The sequence below is a fragment of the Photobacterium toruni genome (assembly GCF_024529955.1).
Classification (GTDB): Bacteria; Pseudomonadota; Gammaproteobacteria; order Enterobacterales; family Vibrionaceae; genus Photobacterium; species Photobacterium toruni.
Window position 1 is genome coordinate 33,817 of record NZ_AP024857.1, and the last position, 19,513, is coordinate 53,329.

27 protein-coding genes are annotated in these 19,513 nt (G+C 37.1%); 14 read left to right on the top strand and 13 right to left on the bottom strand.

The features are described from left to right. Entirely contained in the window at nucleotides 1-249 is a 249-nt protein-coding gene (locus tag OC457_RS20440; protein WP_080176060.1) for a hypothetical protein, read from the bottom strand. Between the two features lie 306 nt (nucleotides 250-555). Beyond that, nucleotides 556-747: a DNA cytosine methyltransferase gene (locus OC457_RS20445; protein WP_080176061.1), complete on the bottom strand. Its 192-nt coding sequence runs from the start codon at nucleotides 745-747 to the stop codon at nucleotides 556-558. A 536-nt stretch (nucleotides 748-1,283) separates the two neighbouring features. Here OC457_RS20445 and OC457_RS20450 point away from each other — a divergent pair. Beyond that, a complete protein-coding gene (locus OC457_RS20450) occupies nucleotides 1,284-2,096 on the top strand; it encodes a RepB family plasmid replication initiator protein (RefSeq protein ID WP_080176062.1) in 813 nt (270 codons plus the stop codon). A 479-nt stretch (nucleotides 2,097-2,575) separates the two neighbouring features. On the opposite strand, the gene OC457_RS20455 is transcribed toward OC457_RS20450, so the two are convergent. After that, complete coding sequence (locus tag OC457_RS20455) at nucleotides 2,576-3,733, bottom strand: tyrosine-type recombinase/integrase (RefSeq protein ID WP_080176063.1); 1,158 nt, start codon at nucleotides 3,731-3,733, stop codon at nucleotides 2,576-2,578. 178 nt (nucleotides 3,734-3,911) lie between these two features. Between OC457_RS20455 and OC457_RS20460 the strand changes: the two genes are divergently transcribed. From OC457_RS20460 to OC457_RS20495, 8 genes are all read left to right on the top strand, one after another. Then, nucleotides 3,912-4,133, top strand: a complete 222-nt coding sequence (locus OC457_RS20460) for a hypothetical protein (protein WP_080176064.1) — start codon at nucleotides 3,912-3,914, stop codon at nucleotides 4,131-4,133. A gap of 83 nt (nucleotides 4,134-4,216) precedes the next feature. Beyond that, complete coding sequence (locus OC457_RS20465; protein WP_080176065.1) at nucleotides 4,217-4,414, top strand: hypothetical protein; 198 nt, start codon at nucleotides 4,217-4,219, stop codon at nucleotides 4,412-4,414. 14 nt (nucleotides 4,415-4,428) lie between these two features. Next, nucleotides 4,429-5,631, top strand: a complete 1,203-nt coding sequence (locus OC457_RS20470) for a hypothetical protein (protein ID WP_080176066.1) — start codon at nucleotides 4,429-4,431, stop codon at nucleotides 5,629-5,631. 375 nt (nucleotides 5,632-6,006) lie between these two features. Continuing rightward, nucleotides 6,007-6,261 carry a hypothetical protein gene (locus tag OC457_RS20475; protein ID WP_080176067.1) on the top strand — a complete coding sequence of 85 codons (255 nt, stop codon included), beginning with the start codon at nucleotides 6,007-6,009 and terminating at the stop codon, nucleotides 6,259-6,261. Between the two features lie 59 nt (nucleotides 6,262-6,320). After that, a complete protein-coding gene (locus OC457_RS20480; protein ID WP_080176068.1) occupies nucleotides 6,321-7,148 on the top strand; it encodes a hypothetical protein in 828 nt (275 codons plus the stop codon). Then, nucleotides 7,148-7,885 (top strand): hypothetical protein, encoded by a 738-nt coding sequence (locus OC457_RS20485; RefSeq protein WP_210436108.1) that lies wholly within the window; start codon nucleotides 7,148-7,150, stop codon nucleotides 7,883-7,885. Before OC457_RS20480 ends, OC457_RS20485 begins: the two co-directional genes overlap by 1 nt. Beyond that, nucleotides 7,854-8,192, top strand: a complete 339-nt coding sequence (locus OC457_RS20490) for a hypothetical protein (protein WP_080176069.1) — start codon at nucleotides 7,854-7,856, stop codon at nucleotides 8,190-8,192. Before OC457_RS20485 ends, OC457_RS20490 begins: the two co-directional genes overlap by 32 nt. Before the next feature lie 172 nt (nucleotides 8,193-8,364). Further along, complete coding sequence (locus OC457_RS20495; RefSeq protein ID WP_080176070.1) at nucleotides 8,365-8,604, top strand: hypothetical protein; 240 nt, start codon at nucleotides 8,365-8,367, stop codon at nucleotides 8,602-8,604. A 90-nt stretch (nucleotides 8,605-8,694) separates the two neighbouring features. Here the strand turns inward: OC457_RS20495 and OC457_RS20500 are convergent, their stop codons facing one another. From OC457_RS20500 to OC457_RS20530, 7 genes are all read right to left on the bottom strand, one after another. Beyond that, on the bottom strand, nucleotides 8,695-9,240 hold the full coding sequence (locus OC457_RS20500; RefSeq protein ID WP_235866990.1) for a hypothetical protein: 546 nt from the start codon (nucleotides 9,238-9,240) through the stop codon (nucleotides 8,695-8,697). A 14-nt stretch (nucleotides 9,241-9,254) separates the two neighbouring features. After that, nucleotides 9,255-9,794: a hypothetical protein gene (locus OC457_RS20505; protein WP_080176071.1), complete on the bottom strand. Its 540-nt coding sequence runs from the start codon at nucleotides 9,792-9,794 to the stop codon at nucleotides 9,255-9,257. Between the two features lie 516 nt (nucleotides 9,795-10,310). Further along, nucleotides 10,311-10,538 (bottom strand): hypothetical protein, encoded by a 228-nt coding sequence (locus OC457_RS20510; protein ID WP_144379613.1) that lies wholly within the window; start codon nucleotides 10,536-10,538, stop codon nucleotides 10,311-10,313. A 175-nt stretch (nucleotides 10,539-10,713) separates the two neighbouring features. Next, complete coding sequence (gene trfA / locus OC457_RS20515; protein ID WP_080176073.1) at nucleotides 10,714-11,505, bottom strand: plasmid replication initiator TrfA; 792 nt, start codon at nucleotides 11,503-11,505, stop codon at nucleotides 10,714-10,716. Further along, nucleotides 11,502-12,413 carry a recombination-associated protein RdgC gene (rdgC, locus tag OC457_RS20520; RefSeq protein ID WP_080176074.1) on the bottom strand — a complete coding sequence of 304 codons (912 nt, stop codon included), beginning with the start codon at nucleotides 12,411-12,413 and terminating at the stop codon, nucleotides 11,502-11,504. Before rdgC ends, trfA begins: the two co-directional genes overlap by 4 nt. A gap of 22 nt (nucleotides 12,414-12,435) precedes the next feature. After that, nucleotides 12,436-12,852 (bottom strand): hypothetical protein, encoded by a 417-nt coding sequence (locus OC457_RS20525; protein WP_080176075.1) that lies wholly within the window; start codon nucleotides 12,850-12,852, stop codon nucleotides 12,436-12,438. 173 nt (nucleotides 12,853-13,025) lie between these two features. Further along, nucleotides 13,026-13,310 carry a hypothetical protein gene (locus tag OC457_RS20530; RefSeq protein ID WP_080176076.1) on the bottom strand — a complete coding sequence of 95 codons (285 nt, stop codon included), beginning with the start codon at nucleotides 13,308-13,310 and terminating at the stop codon, nucleotides 13,026-13,028. Between the two features lie 435 nt (nucleotides 13,311-13,745). On the opposite strand from OC457_RS20530, the gene OC457_RS20535 reads away from it, so the two are divergent. From OC457_RS20535 to OC457_RS20555, 5 genes are all read left to right on the top strand, one after another. Further along, on the top strand, nucleotides 13,746-14,105 hold the full coding sequence (locus OC457_RS20535; RefSeq protein WP_080176077.1) for a hypothetical protein: 360 nt from the start codon (nucleotides 13,746-13,748) through the stop codon (nucleotides 14,103-14,105). Between the two features lie 20 nt (nucleotides 14,106-14,125). Then, a complete protein-coding gene (locus tag OC457_RS20540; protein WP_080176078.1) occupies nucleotides 14,126-14,374 on the top strand; it encodes a hypothetical protein in 249 nt (82 codons plus the stop codon). A 1-nt stretch (nucleotide 14,375) separates the two neighbouring features. Then, nucleotides 14,376-15,026 carry an MT-A70 family methyltransferase gene (locus OC457_RS20545; protein WP_080176079.1) on the top strand — a complete coding sequence of 217 codons (651 nt, stop codon included), beginning with the start codon at nucleotides 14,376-14,378 and terminating at the stop codon, nucleotides 15,024-15,026. A gap of 141 nt (nucleotides 15,027-15,167) precedes the next feature. Continuing rightward, nucleotides 15,168-15,830, top strand: coding sequence for an AAA family ATPase (locus tag OC457_RS20550; RefSeq protein WP_080176080.1), 663 nt, complete (start codon nucleotides 15,168-15,170; stop codon nucleotides 15,828-15,830). Then, complete coding sequence (locus OC457_RS20555; RefSeq protein WP_080176081.1) at nucleotides 15,817-16,137, top strand: hypothetical protein; 321 nt, start codon at nucleotides 15,817-15,819, stop codon at nucleotides 16,135-16,137. Before OC457_RS20550 ends, OC457_RS20555 begins: the two co-directional genes overlap by 14 nt. 161 nt (nucleotides 16,138-16,298) lie before the next feature. Here OC457_RS20555 and OC457_RS20560 read toward each other — a convergent pair whose 3' ends face one another. The 3 genes from OC457_RS20560 to OC457_RS20570 form a co-directional block, all read right to left on the bottom strand. Next, nucleotides 16,299-17,309, bottom strand: a complete 1,011-nt coding sequence (locus OC457_RS20560; RefSeq protein WP_080176082.1) for a hypothetical protein — start codon at nucleotides 17,307-17,309, stop codon at nucleotides 16,299-16,301. Beyond that, nucleotides 17,302-18,954 carry a portal protein gene (locus OC457_RS20565; RefSeq protein WP_080176083.1) on the bottom strand — a complete coding sequence of 551 codons (1,653 nt, stop codon included), beginning with the start codon at nucleotides 18,952-18,954 and terminating at the stop codon, nucleotides 17,302-17,304. Before OC457_RS20565 ends, OC457_RS20560 begins: the two co-directional genes overlap by 8 nt. Before the next feature lie 130 nt (nucleotides 18,955-19,084). Beyond that, nucleotides 19,085-19,501: a hypothetical protein gene (locus OC457_RS20570; RefSeq protein WP_080176084.1), complete on the bottom strand. Its 417-nt coding sequence runs from the start codon at nucleotides 19,499-19,501 to the stop codon at nucleotides 19,085-19,087. Nucleotides 19,502-19,513: the final 12 nt, after the last annotated feature.

Sequence of the window (19,513 nt, forward strand, 5' to 3'; positions counted from 1 at the left end):
CTAGGAAAGGACGCTGCCGAGGAGGTAGCAGGTACTAGCAAACATAACGCACTGATAGATAGCAACAGAACGGTAATCGCCTTTCGCAACCGCTTTTTCAATCCATTCATTACAAACACCTTGTTTACCATTAAAAACTTTGCGCATAGCAGTCAGCAACGCTAACGCTAAGCACACGATAATCACCTTCATTCCGATACCAGCTAATGCTGTTGTACCAATCATCACTGCATTCATTTCTTCAGGCATATGTACTCCATAAAGTTAAGTTATTAAAAAGCCCCAGCATTTTGCTGAGGCTAATAGTGTGTTTCGTAATGGTTTCCTGTGCATCAACACAAATTTATATATATTCGAACATTATCTAGATATCCTCTTCTGTAATAAGTACCTCCACACCGTGCCACGCCTTGCTGCATGTGGCATTAGCTTGTGACACTTCCACGCCTAATCTCACGCCTATCTCACAGTGAACGCATTGTTTTTCATGAAATTAAGACATAAAAAAACCAGCTCACTGGCTGGCTTCTTTGGATTATTGGTTAATTAAGGTCATCAGGCTGCGCTTAATACTGCAGTCGTTATCTCTCTCGCCAATACGGGCGGAACTGCATTACCAATCATCATTTTGGTTGCTGTTTTTGATTTGGGCCAATGGTAATCACCATCAAAGGTTTGAGCAGACGCTAACTCTCTTATGTTTAACGGTCTAATGTACTCTCCCATCACCAGGGAATGCTTATTCATGGTGGTAACAGTACCTAACGGCTTATCTAGTGACCTTCCGCTACGTTCGGCACCATATGCATTTAGAGTCAGCTAAGGACAGTTATTAATTTATCTCGTTTTGATAACCTCCCAATTACCGCTACCAGCTTTAATCTATAAAAATAAAATAAATTTTATTGGGCGAAGCCGACTTAATGTGGGTTAGTGGGCTAAGTGCGAAGTCACTTATCCACTTATCCACAGCCTTTAAATAATAATCTTTATTCTCTTTATATGATCTTTATTCTCTTTAGCAGAGCTAAAACATCCCTGCAAGCCGCGTCCTTATTGGCTTTCAAATTTAGTCATGTGTAAATGGGATCACTTTAATGTGTAAATCAGTTAAGCTAGATATGTATTTCGGATCACTTTAATGTGTAAATCAGTTAAGCTAGATATGTAAATCAGTTAAGTTGATTGCTGTGTTATCCTCTTACTGTGTAAATAAAACCGCTTTACACAGTAACACCCGCAAGGGTAGTATGTAAGCATCATCACCTTACATAGTTAATGCAATGGAACGCGAAATAACAATTAAGAAAAATTCAATAATCTACGTATCTAACAAGCTATTAGACGCCATTTTTAAAATGTCGCTCTCTGAAAAAAGAGTTATGTGGTATGTGCTTAAAGATTATAAATTCAATGACTTATCAACGGTCTCTCTTGACGGAACAATAAAGCATAACGTATATGCAAAGCTTTATAACATTTCTATACAACAGGCATCTAAAGAGGTTAGGCAAGCATGTCTGTCGTTGCCTGATAACTCATTCTTTGTGCCTCGCCCTGAGTGGGATGGAAATATTTTAGAAGAGCTTGATCAACAGATTTATACAAAATCGGAACTCAACGAACTAAAAGCTTTCTCAAAAGGTAATGTTGTTGATGTATGTGATTATGGGTGTAGGAAAGGTGAGAGTGACGTGTATTTTACTCGGTCGTTCTTACTACATGCCATTCCAGTGAAGAACTATTTTACGCAGTATCGCTTATATGAAGCGGATTCACTTACTAATGCTAATCATATTGCATTGTATGAAGAACTGCAGCGTTGGATAGATACAAAGGAAGGTGAGGGTATATATATCACAACACCTATCCGTCTGATTAATAAGCTTCAATTGCCGAAAACATATGAGTCATATCCTCAGATGAGACGTGGATTTATTACTCCAGCAATGAGTAATATTAATGAAAATACCGATTTGAATGTAAATGTTGAAGAGGTGAGAGCTGATCCTAAGAACAAGAGATCTAAGGTTATAAAGTTGTATTTCCATTACTCAAAGAAGAAAAAGAGTGAGCTTGTTGCATTGGAAGCTTAACCAATTTACACGTTAACCAATTTACACGTTAACCAATTTACACGTTAACTAATTTACACGTTAACTAATTTACACGTTAACTGATTTACACGTTAACCTGTGGATGTGGCCAATAACTCAGTGTTTTGATGTAAAAATGGGTTACAGATAAGGTCTTTCTGATTAATTAAACGTGTAAATCAATTAAATTTGGTTAACTGATTTACACGTTAATCCATGGATACGTCTTAAATTTAGCTTAATAACTAAGTATTTTGAGATGTAAACGAGTTACAGACTAAAATTAGGCCGATCAATTGAACGTGTAAATCAATTAAGCTTGATTAGTTAACTGATTTACACGTTAATCCATGGATACGTCTTAAATTTAGCTTAATAACTAAGTATTTTGAGATGTAAATGAGTTACGAGCTAAGGTCTTCCTGATCAATTGAACGTGTAAATCAATTAAGTTTGGTTAGTTAATTATATTAACTGATTTACACGTTTAGCCAGCAATGGTACTTTTCTAATGCCTCAAGCATTTTATGATCCACATGAGTATGAATGTACGTCTTGTCTAATTTTGACAGAGCGTGGTTAAGCAGCATTTCCCCTACCATATAATCTACACCTTGATCGGCCCATACTGTACGAGCAACTTTTCTTAAATCATGCGCAGCCCAATTCCCTTTTGATAGTGATCTAATACTTCTACTTGCAGAGCTTCCCGGTAAACACTTCCCGTCTTTCTTTGTGCTCGGGAATAAGTATTGCCCTGTGTATCCTTTTTTCTTTTGAAGTAAGCGATATTCGTTTAGTAATCGCTTTGCTTGTTCTGTCAGTGGTAAACGATGAGATGTTTTGGTCTTTGTATTGACCGCAGGAATAAACCAATAATTATTATCAATGTCGCTCCACTTAGCTTTCCTCGTTTCACCAATCCGGGTCCCATGCAAAAGCATCATGACAATAAGGTGTTTAATTGCATAGTTTTTATCTTGAATAGTTTTAATAATTAAAGGGATATCATCAGCTCTGATGCTCGCATCTTTAGGGGTGATTTTTGCTTGTATGAAGTCAGTAAAAACTAAATCAGAAACGGGATTGTGTTCGATGTGGCGTAATAGTGCTGCTTGCTTGAATGCAACTTTTAGAACGGAAAAGATAAGCCTGACGTTTGATAGTGAGTACCTCGCTTGTAGTTCCCATATTAATTGCTCATCAATTAACGCATGATTTATATGAATGAGTTGTACTAATTTCAGCGGTGGAAGTAAGTGTTTATCAATAACTGAGCGGCAGTTTTGTTTCCGTTCGTCTGACAACTTTCTATCTGTTGTCATTCTGTCACGATACCAGGTTAATACATCCCCACACGTTTCAAACGTACCTATTTCAATATTGGATGAAGCGTCAATAGCTAGATCAACAAGTAATTCTGGTAATCGTCGATTAACGATTGTTGTCGTGATGTCAGGAAATCTACCAATTTTCGGCCATTTTTGTCCTCTTCTTAAATACCAAGTCGCTTTTTCTCTATTTTTATGAAAACGAACAACTAACGGTCTTGCTGGATCTTTAATTTGTCGGATTGAAGGGTTTTTAGCGGCTCTTTTAATGGCCGCATCAGAGATAGTAACTTTGAGTGTGCTCATTTTTATTCAGCCAAAGCCTGTTATTGATTAAAAATTACTCAATCAATGAGTTTTAAATTAAAAAACCTGTACAATGTACAGGTTTTTGATATAGTCGGTTACGTAAACAAGGAATGATGCAAACAACAAGGTGACGTTATCACCACGTTTAAATTCATTCGACTACAGGAAAATATTAATGAAGGCATTGAAAGTTCCAGGCACAGCAAAGCGAGCCAAAGTAGTGATAGCTTCAGCTGAGTTCTTGGATAATTACGTTATGGGTTTAACTGTAAGGCAGTTTTCTGATTTTCGTAAGGATGCACAACGCCTAGCGAATGAGCTAGGTGATGCCATAAAGTTAACCGGCGAGAAAGTAACGGGTGAAGAAATTCAGCTTACGATTAAGCCGCAATATTGAAAGAGTGGCAGAGGTGAGGCGTATCTCCCCGACCAAAGCTTGATACGCCTCAAACGCAAATCCCATGCAAAAAGGACATAAAAATGAACCAGCAACAATTAGCTCGTTATGAACATTCCGAGCGTCTTATCGCAGCGCATATTCATTTAATGCGTAAACCACTTTCGCATTCTAAGCAGCTACAAGCAAAGCTGCAAGCCAAAGTAATGAAATTGGACGCTAAATTAGCGACAAATCTGCATAAGCTATTCAAGTTAATCAACTCAACTGTCCAGCCGTAATAGGATCACTAAAAATGACAACTCAGAAAACAGTAGCAATTGCGCTTCAGTCTGCATTAAATCCGGCACGTTTTCAGCTTGATATTGCTGCGGGTAAAACTCAAGGTACAGCACATACGGCTGTTCAAGTAGCTATCACAATGGTAAATCAAGCGGAAGAGCTGGCTCTTGAGCAATACAATGTTGAAGTTGATGAATTCAACGCATTATGTGATCAACTTGAAGACACCGATTCAAAGTTGAATATCGCTAGTCTTGAGCTTTCACATCTAAAAAGTGAAATTGATGATATTAAGTTAGCTGCTAATCAAACTGTTCTGCAAGGCGAAAAAGACATGGCGGCAGCTAAAGTTTCTCACTCTCAAACTAAAAATATGCGTGAAGAGCTTAAAAAACTGCAAGCTATGCAACCGGAAAAGTTAAAGCTCAAAGTTTCCGAACAAAGGAAAAAACTTGATGATCGTCGTGAGCTGCTTGACTCTCAGCGTCTTAAAATTCGTGATTTGAAATCAAAGCTTACCGAGTCGGAAACAAAGCGTGTAGCTTTAGTCGGTCAAGCAACGATGCTTGAAGATGAAGTAAAGGAATTACGTTCTCGATTAATACATCACGATGGTGAAGTAGATCAAAAGGTTTACCACGGAAAAGATGGTCTAGAAATGTACCTTTACACATTTGAATGGGGCTTAAATTTTCGACCAGCAAGTGCTGAAATCAAGATTGTTAATGATGTGACATGGCACATGGAAGTTAGAACTAACTACGGTATCTGTGTCCTAGTTAGTGTTACTGAATGGTTAGCCCCGTTTTATCCTCCATGTGATTACTTAGCAGATCGTTGGGATAGCAGTGTCCATGATGCACTTGTTGAGAAAATTACTGCGCGCATGGAGTTATCACACCCACATTTGGTTGAGCGTGTAGAGTGGGCGAAAGAAAGCTACCTTGATGAAACCGATTTAAATGAAAAGCATGTTGCGGCCTTAAATGCAGCTGGCTTCCACTCTCTTTACAGCGTTCTGCATGTGCCACCAGCAAAACTACTGGCCCTTGTTAAAGACCAGGGAGAGAAAGACGAGTCCGTTAAAGAGAAAATCAAAGGCTTTGGTGAAGTATCAGTTAAGCAAGTTTACAGCAAGCTTCACAATATCGTTGCTGAGTGGGAAAGCCAGCATGAAGCATGGAAGTCCGTTAAACAGGAACGTAATGTCGCTTAATATTAACTCGACTACAGCCTGTCTGGTATAGCATTCAAAATAAGTAACAACACCCTTAAAAATCAAGGTGATATTACAAAGTGATTAGCCGTGAAAAAATTCAGTTAATGACTGATGGTAAATATTATGCTTATCAAAGTCGTAGTTCTAAATGGTGGGCTGGTAGGTTTCATAAAGATAGAAAAATATTTATAACAAATTGCAGGACACTACATCTTGTTAAGTTCTGCAAGAACATTAAATATTGAATTTAATTGCATTATCAGTTCACAGAGGCCCATTTGGTTACGGTTACTACCTTTTAAATTTAAAAGGTAGTAACAAAGGATCTGAGTTCTGACTCACTGAAATAATTACAACGTGGAATGGTGACAAATGAGTAGTCAAACAATCGTCCCAACACCTCACGGCACAGTTGTTGTTAAGTACAACCAATATGATTTTTTAATTGATGCCATGTCGGTGAATCTTACTTTAACACCATCGGACCTTTTTGGCTGGGGTGTATCGCAGTCCATTCCTATCAATAATATAGATGTTGATACCGATATGAACCAATCAAGTGGCGAACTAACATTAGAATTTATTGGTAAGTGGGCAAATAACGCCATTGTTAAATTAAGGGCATAATTTTTAGCTGGTGGTTTTATTTCCACCAGCAACAACAAAATACATTTAGAGTTGATATTATGGGTAGTAACGAGTCATTGATTTACGGGCAATTAAATCAAGCCACATTCACCGACTTTATTAGTCGTCTTTCAGTAGAACAAAGCGGTAACCGTCCTCACGCAACCGCTAATCCTCTTTTTTCAGTGCAAAACGAGAAGTTGGTATGGACGCGAGATAGCGAATCTTGTCACCAACTATCACGTATATTCTTTTGTGTTGATGATCATTCATCATTCGATAGCTACGAAGAAATGTTAGCCGAGATAATTAGCGATCAAGATAGCGCAGAAGTAAACATATTCACGGATCATATCAATGAAAATAATATTGATACCTCAAATTTAGAAGATATTGCAGAAGCCATTAATGTTGTATTTGATGATGAATATGACGCTTGCGTTATGTATGGCAATTACGAGTGGGAACATATAAACACTCATATCACACCAGAAGCCGCTCACGCCTTTATTGAACGTAAGAAGCATGATTACCGTAAGTTACGTGTTTATGCTGTCAGCGCCTATTTGTGTTGGGAAATGAAAGCAATTATTGATGGTTTGGTAAATGGTTCTATTCAATATGTAGATAAGGCTATTGGCTCAGATGTGGGGAATTTGTTTTATGAGTTTGCTGATGGGTTGGTTATAGCACTATGTGAAATCGAATCAATAGGAGGAATTGGTGGCGATCCCGCATGGTTGAAATACACGGTAAAAATGAAGCAAGGTAATACTTATGAAGTCTATGAACACCGAAAATATATTGAGGGTAGATATAAGTTAAGAAACTTACCTAGAGAAACCCTCATTAAAATGTGGGAAGAAAGCTGCAAGGTGGTTAGATAATGAAGTGCACACCAATGATATTCAATACTGAAATGGTCAGCGCTTTATTGGAAGGCCACAAAATCGTTACTCGTAGACCATTGAAACCTCAGCCTACAAAAAGTGGAAGGGGTTATATACATTGGCATAGTAATATTTACAAAACAATGGTTAATCTTGATGCTGTAAATTCACTTTCCATGCTTGAAGGTTTCCTTTCTGCTAGCGATATATGCCCAGTTGCATCAATTGGTGATCTTATTTGGGTTCGTGAGACCTTTCAGGGGCCATTATTTGATACAGAAAAAATGCCTGAATACCAAGAAAATAGCACAAAGTTTGAAACCCCTGAATATTGCATTTATGCAGCGACTGATAAAAAGCAAGAGTTCTACGACATGGATGATAATTTAATTTGTCGTTGGCGGCCATCAATTCACATGCCAAGGTGGGCTAGCCGCATTACTTTAAAAGTAACGGATGTTCGTATTGAGCGAGTTAAAGAAATCACTGACGCTCAAGCAGAAAAAGAAGGGATGATGACAACTGAAGCGTCTCAGAATGCTGCGATTGCTGGTGGTTTAGGTTGGTTTGAACGACCATCTGTACAATTTAAAAATTTGTGGCAACGGATATATGAAAACTGGGAAAGTAATCCGTACGTGTGGGTGATTGAGTTTGAAGTCATTAACCAAAATATTGATAAATATATTAGCAAGATGAACGATGACCAAAAAGAAACGTTGGCGCAAATTTAACATTAACGGGATGGAGGTCGGGATTGCTGCAATAATTCAAGACTATCAGCCTTGCGTGCAAGTTACAGTGATATTTGGCTCTGAGAACCCAGTAGCTTCGATTTCACGCTACTGGGATATGAAGAGCTTATATTCAGCGCAAAACTTTATAGATAGCGCTACTGATGCTGATATGCGCCGTGCAATTAACAACATGCAGCTAGACATTATAGCTGCACAAAAAGTACAGCATTTATTGATTAAGTATAACAACGTAACGCCTGAGCCAGAATGGAAACGTTATGCCAAACAAATAAAAGGTTTGTAGCATTCAATTAGATGATTTGTTATTAAATAATGGTGACATAACAGACCATTTTTAGTATCTAATCATATTTCGGCGGTACATCTGTACCGCCTTTATTTTTTTGTGGTTATAGAAACCTGTACAATGTACCTGAATGTTCGGTAAAGTAACGGAAAACTACAGGAACCGACAGATGACTAACAATCAAAAACTAAAAATTATTCAAAGACACTTCAAGCTAAAGGGTGAAAAGGTAATTGAGATTTGCCTCTCAGATAGTATCTATACTGTTTATAGCTGGCGATCAAGTCCTAGTACAAATCGATATAGAGCAATGCCGTCCGCGAAGTATAAGTTGTTGGTTTTATGGTTGATCGATAAAGGGTTAGTTGCTAGCGAAGAAGAGTTAAATACCATTTTAGAAGAGGCTTAATGCCTCTTTTTTATTAAGAAGCATTAAATTGATACTTATTAACTTTCAAATCACTACCAATTAGATATTTGTTAGATATTCGCTAGGTATCTAATTACTGCTTGTTTTTATCTTAATAGCTCTACTCAACAAAGCCAAGGCTGAACCATCTTTGATCATCTTAGCGTCAGCTCTGATAACAAGCCATCCAAGTAAAGCCGCCTCAGTATACTTAATGCAGTCCTCATGAAATCCGGTTGGCGTTAAATGCCGTGATTTTTGTGTAATACGACTACCCGATGTAGTATCAAAACGTTTTTGTCCGTGAGTGTAGGTGCCACCCTCAACCTCTACTGCAATAAGAAGTTCTTTCCATGCGAAATCAAACCTCCATCGTCTAGTTGGGTGAAAACGAATTTCATTTTTCCCCCAACTAGGCGTGGGAAGTCCTGCTGTCACGATCTGTATTGCAAATGATTGCTCCAGGCTAGATGGTTCACCTCTTCCTCCACGTTTAGCTGGAATACATTGCAAGGGTTTTCCATCGGTTATTTTTGTTTTTTTAGTATTGCTATACTTTTTCAGAGATTGAGTTGCAATAGGATTTCCTGCTTTTGCTATTTTTTCCAATTCCAACTCATTCATAACATTCTTCATCCTGCTATTACTATCTACAAATAGGTGCTAATTGGTTTGAGTGCAAAACCAGCCATTTCTAGCAATAAACGTAAGCTCGAATAATCAATACGCCGTGAGTCACCGTCTTGAGCAATCCAATAACGCACACCACGCGCACTTCGTCCTATAACCCTACCAATGCGCTCACCTGATATTTCACTGCCCGTAAGACTCCCTGAGCGCAATAAAATGGATGCCTTTAACCCTTTAATCATATGTGTTGTTGGTGCTTTCCAACGTTTGCACGGTATTTCTTCTGGCATTGACCATAGCATCCAGCAACGAATGTCATGCTCTTCACGATCAACATTCCATTGGATATGTTTACCGGTATTAAATTTTGCTGGTGGTACAGATTCTGGATTAGCTGAGTGAACAAAGACAAAACCTGTTTTATCCATCATTTTTTTACATAACTTAAAATACATTTGTTCTGCTCGGACTGGATCATCGGTATCAGTAAATTCTACCCATTCGTCGTGTTTTTCTAGTAAGGCATCTTGACTCCAAAATACTTGGTATAGCTTCCCCATATTATCTCCTTTTCCTTTAATTATAGGCGCAATGTTCCTAATATAAAAATCATCGATTAAACGACCTATTATCTAAACGGCTTTTATTGAATTAAATAAAACCTATTCCCTCTTATTATTTATATTTAGATCTTTTAAAGAAGGGATATAGTATAGATATAATATGGTTATAATATAGATAACGGAAAAATTGAAAATAGTGATATTGGATTTATATTGTTATTTTTCAATATGTTATTTTATTTGTGTATCTCAAATTACTGTTTGTATGTATCTCAAATTACTGAAACCCGTATCTCAAATTACTGAAACCCGTATCTCAAATTACTGAAACCCGTATCTCAAATTACTGAAACCCGTATCTCAAATTACTGAAAAAAACACTATTAAAATACTGTTTATACATGGTTATACCACTGGTTATTAACATACTTATTAACAGGTGTTTATGGGTGGACGTTAAACTACAGATACAAAAAAACCGCCTCGATGGGCGGCGTTTTTGTATCTGCAATCCTATGTCTTACGTAGTAACTGATGCCGAACTGAAAAGTAGGCCCCTGTCGCTATTGCAAGAATAATCAGTGATTCTTCTTGTCCCCATAATGCTAATGAAATCATATTAATGATAGCAACACTAAATGTTAGTTGTGGATTTCTTAAAACGGCTCTGTAACGTGATCTTACCGTTTCACTTAGATGACTAAGGCTTGAGTGTAGTTTTGCACTCAAAATTAGTGACATGATGCTTCTAGAAACTATAACCGTAGTTGCAATAATCGTTAGCCAATTAATTCCGTACTTTATCCCAATCCAGCCAATGACAAGAGGGAGTACGTTAAATAAGGTGAAATTTTTATTCATTGGTTAGGCTCAATAAAAACGCCCCATTGAGGAGCGTTTAAGTGTATTTGGTTTTTTATTTCCGCATGATACGGTCTGTTTCTTTATCGATGTAAGCTGTGGCAATACCTGTTGCGCTTAACAGTTTTAATGCAATAGCTACTTTTTGACGGAAAGATCGGAGATTGTGAGAGTTTGAACCGCATAATTCCATTAGTGTCTCAACTTTAATTGCATACGTGTTATTTTTTCTGTGAGATGAAAAATACATCTGTAACCATTTTGCAATCTGATTATTTTTCAGCGCCAGGCGACGTTTATGATCAATACGAGCAAAACCATTTTCAGTAAAAAACTCAATTAGCTCTGGTGGTAGGCGGTATTTCCATGTGCGAGCCATTTCACCATTTAACTCTTTGTATTGAAAAGAATCTACAAGGTTAAAGTTGAATCGATGATGGACAATGACACCATTGTTTTTTCTAGTAATCAAACCTTCGATGTTTGCATTGCTAAGTCGTCGCATCGAATTCAGTAATCGATCATAATAGAATGATTGTTGCGGCTGACATAATGACGTCATTATGTCAGCTCGTTTAAATGACAATTCCTTTGATATGTCAGCATCACGAGCGTAGTGCAGCAGTTCTAAATAAACGTCCAAATCATCTTGTCGTAACTCTTTACCGACATATGTTAATTCAAGCTTCGTTTCTTCACCGTCAACGCGGGCAACGTTTAGGTGGTTATCTAAATGCCATATCTCTCGTTGCTTACTTGTCCCAAGACTAAAAATCGCAAAACGACATAATTCATTCGGTAAACATCGGACAGCTTTGGCCCAAGGTTTTTTAATTAATTTACTCATTTTGCCACCTCAATACCGCCAATAGCAGAGAACAAGCTAGGTAGAAAAGCAGAGAACTCACCCGCAAAAAGAACCATATCTGCATCAAAACGTTGAGCATGGTCTTCATGGTTTATATCTTGATTTTGACTTGTTAATTCGTCAGAAAATTTACACCGTTTGATTGAAAAATCATCATTGAGAATAAAATCAATTCGGTCTTGCCAGTTAATCGCAAGTTTAGTAACAAATTTATTGGCATCAATATGCGATAGTATCTCAGAACAACTTAAATCTTGTTGTTTACAGCGAAGCACTGCACCATCTTTTTCTACTTGTTTTAATTCAGCATCCTCACCAATAGTAAAGCCAGTAGGGACTGTATTATATTTAATCCATTCAGTCATTGTTACTGCAATTGGGTTGCTGGCAACAACTGGAACAACAGGTAATGATCCGATTGTTTTCCGAAGTAAAGCTAATTGGTCTTCAGCTTTTTTGTATGAGCTAACATCGACAAAAATAATATTTAGTTTGGTACAGATCCAAATATTAGTTTTTGAATTACGTGAAAATGCCTTTGGTAGCAAGTCCATTATAATTTCGTCTTTTAATGTGGCTTTTTCTGTTCTCTTGAGTGTGCAGCCTTTCTCCGATTCTAGAATCGCAACTTTTTCTGTTAACTCATCATCTATGACCGATGAGGGGATTATCTTCTCTTGTTTTTTTGTTGTTAGAATAATCCAATCACCACCAACATGAAGTAGTTGATCACTATGTTTACCCATTGGTGAAACCCATCCATATTTACATATATCTTGGCTTTCACAAGGTACAAATTTGAATTCGGCTAGCTGCGTTGCAAGTTTGTTATAATCTAAGTTAATTGGTCGGGTGATACGATAAGCCAGAATATTAGTAGGCTTCATTGTGGTTATCCTTTTTTTATTACTATTTTACGGAGATCATTCGTAGTTCAGATTGCAGTTGATCTAGTTCAGATCGTTCTGCTCTCAACGCTATATTTGCATTAGCAAGACGTTTTTCTCGTTCTGCTATATCACGTCGAAGCTGTCCTTCCGTTTTGTTGCATTCATCCAGCCCGATGAATAATTGCTTGTTTTCTCTTAATATTTCCAGGTAAGGACTATGGTTGTCCATATTTGCAGCGTCGATATTAAGCTTCTCATACACTTCACGATTAGCGTATTTGCAGTATTTATGAATCATTTCACGACATGCTGCGTATTTAATGCCGTTAACCGCCGCAACATCAGCAGGTTTTGCTCCATTTAATACAGCTCTTGTCACCGCCCTTTCTAGAACAAATTGCTCAGAATTTAAGTCTTCATTTCTTTCATTTGTCATTTTAAACCAGCCATTACCAAACGTTGTTTTCGACGCTACCACCGCACAAATAATAATTGCATTGCAACAACACAATCATGTTGTTGCAGCGGTGGTTATTGCATATTCAAAATGTCAGGGTAACAACATAAAAATGTTGTGGCTGTTTTGTTGAGCTAGATCACATTACTTGCTTAATTTTCATCGAACTCAACACTCCCTGACTCAATTCCCTTAACAATTTTACGTCCTTCATCGGTTAAATTTATCAACGTTGGGGTCCGTCTCATTGCGGGGATTTTTTTACACTCGATAGTTATATATCCAAGATCCTGTAAGGCTTTTAGTATGTGATTTTTCTCCTCAACTCGTATGCCAGCATTTACATTTAGACGCCTTGTTAAGTCAGTCATAGCAATTGTGTTTTTTTTTGCATTTCTCAGCATGATGAGGACACGAACTTCTGCATTTTTGAGCATATTATTATCCAATATTTATATAGAAAAACTCATGCTACATGATGATTCCTGTATGCGCCATACTCTAACTTATTGATATTGCATGTTAATTACCTTTATTATTACATTAATCATAAAGGTGTTAGTTACGCTTATAATTACGTTTTAAATATATTAAATGCTGATTTTCACTTTGTCCATTATTGGATTGATAAATAATGAATTTTTATTATAAAAATGATGATGATTAATTAATGTAGTTGATGGGATTTTAATGAGTTTCTATATTGGTTTGATTGTCATCGTATAGATATAGATTTTATTTCACTGCAGTTTTTAAGCCATAGTAGACAAAGGCGATTATAGCTATTAACATGGTTACTTAAAGCGTAATTAATAACGTAATTCATAACGTGTTAATTGTTGTTTTTTGTTCAAGACGGTTATTGATTAGAAATGAAAACTGAAAAGAGAGTTGATGCCGCATTAAAAATGGCAAAAGAGCAACAGCTAAGACCTAAGAAATGTCCTTACTGTTACGGGAAAGGTGAAACCAAAGGAGTGTTTGGTGATTCATTATGGGAGTGCTTTCATTGTGATGGAACTGGTTATTACGGTAATGCCACCAGCATTGCAAAATGGTTTCGTTTAGTGCTTATGCAGAGAACGAAGCTACTTCTTGATATTCGTAATCAGTTTAAGTCACTACAAGCAGAAAATAATCTCCTTAAACAAATTTATCCCGACTGGAAAGAAAGAATAAATATTGAAATGGAGGATAAATGTATTAGGGAAAACCATTCGAGATTTGATTGATATTCGCGCAGAAGGATAATATGAAAGAGTTAGGAATATATAAAAAACACATAAGAAACAAAAGGTTATTAACTTTTTGCTTGCATGACGTTATCTATTTAATATCAATTAGATATCGAATAGATACCGTCTCTGGAGGTTATGCTTTAGCTGTTAGGGATGGTGGGAATTTGAATCATGCAATTATTCAATTAATAAAGGAATTTCCGATTTTAACCCATCATCAAGCATCGGAAATTATCATATATCACCGTAAATTTGGACGATAAGATGCAATTACCAAATAAAAAATATGATTTGTTATATGTTGATCCGCCATGGAAGTACAACAATACCATTTCGAACGGAGCGGCAGAAAATCATTATTCATCAATGACACTTCCTGAAATGATGCAGATGCCGATTAACAATATCACAAAGCCAGATTGCATGTTGTTTATGTGGCATGTGTCTACTCATCCAATGGAGGCGTTGAAGCTGGTTGAAGCATGGGGGTTTAAGTTTAAATCCATGAAAGCATTTACATGGATTAAATTAAATAAGCGATTTCAACAGGTACTTAAAAAGAAGTTTTGCATAAGCAATGATGAATTCGATCAACTTGGTGAACTTGAAGTGCTTCAGTTGTTGCGTAGTTTTTCAAAGATGAATGGTGGTAATTATACCCGAGCTAACAGTGAAGATGTTCTTGTTGCAGTTAAAGGTAAGGGATTGGAAAGACTGGATGCTTCAGTTAAGCAGATAATTTTTAGCCCTATTGGTGAACCATCAGAAAAACCAGCTCAAGTGCGACGTGAGATTGAACGATTGTATGGTAATGATATTGATCGGCTTGAAATGTTTTCACGTCGAACGCTAATTGGATGGGATACGTTTGGAAACGAGGTTGGTAAGTTAGATTCTATCAAAGAAGTAGCATGACAAAGTAAACAATATCTACCTGATACCTTAAAAATATCTAGTAGATATTTATTAAATACCTTTTAAATGGTTATTTATTATTTGATTGGTATCAAATAAGTATTTATAATCAAATCCCATGCAAATCAATAAGGACATATCATGATCACTATTTTCTTTGGCCAAAAGGGTGGAGCCATGAAATCGATTGGCTCAGAAAATTATGCTGTTGAGTTGGCGCACAGAGGTAATTCAGTGTGTCTTGTTGACGCGGACCCACAAGGAACCACTGCTGACTTTATTGGCTATCGAGAAGAGGCAGAAATAGAGCCTTATATTACATGTGTTCAAAAAGAAGGAAGATTAACTCAAACATTACGTGAATTAGACACAAGATTTGATCATGTTGTTGTTGATGTTGCAGGACGTGCAGATGATGAGCATTCACAAGAAATGCGCTCTGGTCTGTTAGCTGCTCATGTTGCTATTTCTCCATTCCGACCTTGCCAAGATAATATAAATACCATCCCTAAAGTAGATCAAATAATACAAACAGCGTTGGATTTTAATGAAAATCTTAAGGTATTTAGTCTAATTTCAATTGCGCCGACGCATCACGCAGTTAAAGAAACAGATGAGGCTCGTGAGATAATTGCATCATGGTCATCAATGCAGCTTCTTGATACTGTTATTCATGATCGCAAGGTCTATCGTGATGCATATAGTAAAGGTTTAGGTGTTGTCGAAATGGATAATAAAAAAGCGGCAGAAGAAATCAAATCATTAGTCACAGAAGTTTTGGAGAATGTACATGCAACAGCCTAAGTCTCTTAGTAGCAGAATTAATTCAGACAAGCAAAAAGCAGAAGATGCGTTTATTTCGGGTAAGCCACTTGAAGATAGCTCTCCAAAAAATAAAGATTTGATGCCGTGGGAAAAAGAATTAGACAAAACTAGCGCGTCTGAAAAAAATGTTAATGTATTACTGAATGAACATTATCGTGAATCTGTTAAAAAGCTGCATACGTTATCGTCTAAGTACAATAACGGTAAGCATTTGATGCAATTAGTTTTATGTTCAGGTATTGATAATTTAATTGCTGAATTAGAACAAAAAAAAGATCAAGATTAACCAGTTAGAAAGACATAAGTTATTCCATGAGTCTTTAGTCGATTTAGAAAAAGGAGCCATTTACGGCTCCTTTTATGTATGACATAAAACCATAATTATACAATAGGAACAATGTGCCTATTTTGTTGTTAAAAAGTGGCTATCTCCAGCATTAATGCTTATTAGTCGTACATACCACGATCTAGTGCTGACTCTACATCACCATATCCAAATTCTTTTTCAATATTTCGTTTAGCATATAGCGGCTTATGCGTTCCTATTGGCAGTTGGCTAGTATCAATACTTGCGGCATCCAATAGTAAATTTCGTACAATTTCAGCGTGATCTGGCGAATTCATATTGATTAGCGCATCGAGTACCTTGTCATTAATATTTAATAGACTGGTATTTTGAAGCTGCTTAAATAAATCATTCCGAGTTGCTAAGGTGTTTTTTAGAATATCTGTTTCATTTGTTGCACTATCTAGTAAGAGTTGTAGTTCTGATTGCTTTTCATGTTGATCTGCAATTACTTGTTGAGATGCAAATAATTGTTCACGATATTGAGCTGCTTCAAATACAGCTGATGCAGTAAATGTATCTAGCACCATTTCTCGCTGTTCAGTATTGACGCCAGCCGCAGTTAAATTATCAAGAATGGCTTCTCGATCATATGTGTCATTATCAGCCGAATCTAAGACATACCCACGGTTGCTAGAAAACAGAGGATTATGGACGTAATCAAAGCCAAGTAGGTCAGATATAATTGTATTCTCGCCAACCTTCCCGCCACCAGCCGCCCAGGAAAACCCTCCAATTTTTGAGTTATGTAGTCCTAGTAGCTTTTGGCCTTCATTGTTATTAAGAACTTCTTGAGTGTGGGTAAGATTACCATCATCATCAATAGACATGTCTATCGTTACATTTGATGGAATAGCATCTACCACCATCATTTGTCCATTGGCCATTTTAACTGATACTTTTTCACCTAACGTTAACTTGCCCGCCATCTCACGCAAACCGTGGCCAACATAGCCAACCATCTCACGTAACCGGAGGCGTTCCTGCACCAATGGTGAATTAATGACTTGTTTTACATTGGCTAGGATATACCCACGTTGTTGGCCAGTGTACTCTCGACCAGTATCGAAAATATTAAATTTTAGTTCGATTTTTTGTAGGCCATTACTCATCTTGAGTCTCCATTAAATCGGCAATACAGCCGTAAATTAGTGATTTAAGTTCATTTCTATTAGATGCATCAGATACAGAATCAAGAACCTTATTAATTTCGTCTTTATTTCCACTATCAATAGCGGTTATTAGGCCCTTAAATGTATCTTCATTAACACGCAATACGTCAGTAAATAACCAGTTCGCCGTTTTATTGAAATCAAATTTGTTCATGTCTGGGTCTAACATTTGCATCATCGTTAAGACTGTTGTTGCAAAATTAGCACGACTGTCACGAGCAGTTGCTTCTTCACGCTCCAATACGTTATTAAGACTGTTAAATTCTAATCGCCATGGCTTATCTGTCTCTGTGTATATCTTTCCCCACTTCATTAGAACATGAAGCTCACAGAGCCGCTCTGAGCCGATTTTTATAGCGCGTCTAATCTGATTTGCTTTGATTGCTGCAATCATGGATTGCGTCCACCAACCGCCTTCACCTAATCCCCCGCTCATATCATCAGTGAATCCCAGGAGTGATTTATCTGCGCCTAAAGCTGAACAAAGTCTGTTTATATGAAAGTTAACGTCTTCAATTGCACTGATATTCACTTCCGATTGTTCTGTTTGTATATTGAGTGAACCTGAACCGTCAGCTGGAACGGGTAAGACGTGGTTATCAATAGTTGAAATATGACCTCGCAGCGCAGAACGACGAGACGAAAGATGCAATTTTCTTTTTAGTTGCGTCATTATCGTGTTGTAGTATTTAGCTGCTAGTGCGGGATTTTTATTACCTGTTTGTATTGTGATAAAACGGTCACGTTTAGCTGCATTTTGGCGTGATTGATTTAATGACAGAGTTGATTCATTCAAATCTGTCCATGGGTCAAACGCTGTGCGAATTAATGATGAACCATAATCCTGAGACTCGATGGGTTCTTCATTCATGAAATCATCATCATCAATATCAAACGCTAATGGATTAATTCGCAGTGGTTCAACATAGTTATTACCATCACCCCATTTCGGTATTTTAAACGCAACATATCGCCATGGAACCATGAGTTTAATGATTCCCTCACGCTCCAAAACGCGTTGATATTTTGATGTAAATCCACAAGGAAGGCCTGCACGCTCATACTGTGTCACGTAAGCAGGATGGGTGTAATGGTCATAGCGGATATGAACAATTCCTTTACCTTGATCCATGTATGGCCGTACATAGTTAATGCCATATTTAGCAGTTTGATAGGCAATAGATTCGATGTTTTCATTTAACCATTTGCCAATCGTATTACGTAGATCGGAAACGATTTTATCGTCAGCATTTTTTGTTGATTGGATAAACAGGATTTCACTTGTATCTGTTTTTGCTGATAGTGCATTTGCAACATGCATTTTTAATGCACTATCTATTGTTGGGTCATTTGCCATGCGGTCAAAAACCACATATCCCTCTGTACGATTACAGGGGAATGGAGTAATTAATGTATTAGTTTCTATTCCTGACTTATCGTCGTCATCATCAAGTAAATGGTGTATACCGCTAGGATCGTAATAACTGCTATTTGCAGGTAATTCATTAACGGCCTCTTGATCGCTTGACTTTAGACCAAGATATAAGCGAGATAGCAGGCTTTGTTTTTTTGTGGTCGCCGTCACTTGATGCCTCTTTACACGTTATTTAATTAGTAAAGGGTAACGGGCAAGGATATTCAGCGCAGCAACATAGATTTATTTGCGGAGGAAGGATGGGTATTAATAGGATACCAAATAGATATCCTATTAATATTTAGTTAAAACTTTTAGCTACAGCAAGTTGTTCTAGTTCGTCATCAATCATGATGTAACTATCAAACGTATCATCATTCATTTCTATAACGTGTAAGTCGTCATATTTCGCACCCATTTCTAAACGCTCGTCATGATAAGCGAAAGCTGCCAGAAGTAGGTATACTGAGTTTTCATAGTGTATTTTTTCAAGCCATTCTGCATCAATATATTCAAATTCCAGTAACCCATTTTCAATGAGTAGCTGTTTTACACCCCACCAATAAAAACCATATGCTCGATACCATAAAGGATCTTTATTTATCATTTTACTAATAGCATTGAGGAATGTGTTTTGCCATTGTTCTTCAGATTGCCCATCCATTGCTTCTTGATATAAAGGTACTAAGTCTTTTGGTGTTGGTATTTTAATGGTCATAATTATAAGCTC